The sequence below is a fragment of the Bradyrhizobium sp. NBAIM08 genome (assembly GCF_020193935.1).
GTDB classification, from domain to species: domain Bacteria; phylum Pseudomonadota; class Alphaproteobacteria; order Rhizobiales; family Xanthobacteraceae; genus Bradyrhizobium; species Bradyrhizobium yuanmingense.
Genome location: NZ_JADYVR010000036.1, coordinates 1 through 2,301 on the forward strand (window position 1 = coordinate 1; position 2,301 = coordinate 2,301).

The 2,301-nt window shown below is 54.9% G+C and carries 1 protein-coding gene; it reads left to right on the forward strand.

The features are described from left to right. Positions 1–38 precede the first annotated feature (38 nt). Positions 39–2,301: AMP-binding protein (locus tag I6F37_RS38215; protein ID WP_225148804.1), on the forward strand; the 2,263-nt coding region annotated here is incomplete at its 3' end.

A 2,301-nucleotide genomic window follows, 5' to 3' on the forward strand; every position in this document is an offset into this window, starting at 1 on the left:
TTCAATGCTTTGATGCTCCGCCATGCACCAATCTTGAATTGATCGATGTATCTCATCTCACCTCCTCCGAGGCTGAGGAGCTCATCGCACAGTTTCGGCGAACGGAGCTGAAAGACAATTTCGATCTCGGACAGGGCCACTTGTTTCGCGCGCGCATGGTCCGGCTTGGTCCTGACAATCATCTCATATTGATCACCGCTCATGAAATCATCCTCGATGCCTGGTCGATTTCTGTTCTGCTCAGAGATCTTCAGCAAAGGTACGTAGATGCCGTGGCGTTTTGCCCAGAGAACCGTGCGTCACTCTCGGGCTACGCGGCGTGGGAAAAACAACACGTTTCTCCAGAGGCGCTGGAGAACCAACGTCACTATTGGCGTCGTCAAATTGGTGATGATCCGCCAGCGCTTTCGCTTGGAAGGGCGCGCCCGCAAACAAATTCATACCGCGGCGCCTCGCATCCAGTGCTGCTTGGCAGTGATCTCTCCAGTCGCGTAAGAGAATTTGCGCGCCGAAACAGCTGCACCACGTCGACAACACTGCTGGCGTGCTTCAAGCTGCTGCTACGAATGTATAGCGGTGAGGACGACATTGTCGTCGGCATACCACACGCTGTACGGGATCAACCTGGCAGCGCCGACATCGTCGGCTTTTTCCTGAATATGCTACCGATCCGTGCCGCGATGGATGCCGGTCAGTCCTTTGCTGCTCATGCCACGCGCATCCAGGGCCTGGTCAGCGATGCTATCGCAAATTCGGCCTATCCATTCGGATGGATGGTCAAGGACACAAGGTTATGTCGCGAACCGGGGCGATCACCGATCTTCCAGGTCATGTTCAACATGTACTCCGAAGCTGCCGAGCCACTTGGTCAAGACGAGTTGGCTCTGACATTCCGCGAATACGACACAGGCTATGTCAAATTCGACCTAACATTGTACGCGCAAGATCAGGGCGATGAAATTGCGCTCCAGCTGGCGTATGCAGAAGACATATTTTCGAGTGATCTAGTTGTTCGCATGGCCAATAATCTGCGCTGTCTGATTGCCGCCTGCGTTGACAAACCGCTTGCGCCCATTGAGGAGCTGAGCTGCCTCAGCGCGTCAGACGTCACTCTACTGAACTCGCTGGAAGGATCCAGGCAGCCATATGACTCTGAATGTCTGCTTGTTGAAGCTTTCGAGCAGATCAGTGTCTCCAATCACAGCAAGGTAGCATATTTTGGCGAGTTCGGGGAAGTCACATTCAGCCAGCTGCGTGAGCGCGTAGCAGCTATCAGGTCCTTCCTGCTGGATTTGGACGTGGGCGCTGGCGATATGGTCGGCATGCTTGTCGACCGGTCGCCTGACGTTGCCGCTGTTATGCTGGCGGCGCGAGCTTTGCACTCTATTGTCGTGCCGATACCGCCAGATTATCCCCCTGATCGGATCCAACATATCCTGCGAGATAGTCAGGCAAAGGTGTTGGTTCACGCAAATACCACGGAGACTGGCTTTGACATACCTTCGATTTCTCTATTGACGTTAGACAGGTGCAGGGCGCTGACGGATAATTTCGAATCCAGCGACTCACCCTCAGATCACCAAATTGCGAATCTTATATACACGTCGTCCTCAACAGGGCGGGCGAAGGGGGTTCTTATTCCGGAATCGGCCATTCTCAATCGGCTGAACTGGATGTGGCGACGCTTTCCCTTCAATAGTACCGACGTGATGGTTGTCCAGAAGTCCGCTTCCCTTGTTGCGTCCGCTTGGGAGTATTTTGGTGGGCTTCTGAGAGGTGTGCCCACGCTGATCCTCACCCAAGGGCAGGTGCTAGATCCGGATCTGTTGTTGTGCAGTTTGGCAAAACATCGTGTGACACGCTTTTTTGCCTCTCCGCCACTCCTGTCCGGTATCATTGGGTCCCAGGAACGGCAACCGCAAAGGACCGCCTTGAGATTGGTCACAAGCAGCGCCGAACCGATGCCTTCCTCGCTGCCTGCTCGCTGGCGCGGGTCTTTTCCGGGCGTGCCCTTGTGGAACTTCTATGGTGCGACGGAATGTGCGTCCAATGCAGCCGTGCACGAAACATCGGATGCGGATGGCAACTCGGCGCTTATCCCAGTGGGACGGCCAATCGACAACGTAAAACTCTACGTGCTCGATGCACGATTGAAGAGAGTGCCTGTTGGAGCCTCCGGCGAACTGTGCATCGCGGGCCGCTGTCTGAGCGCTGGGTATTGGCAGGATCAAGATCGGACTGACCGCTGTTTCCTGCCGAATCCGTATGATGGCGGACAATACGATGTGCTTTATCGAAGTG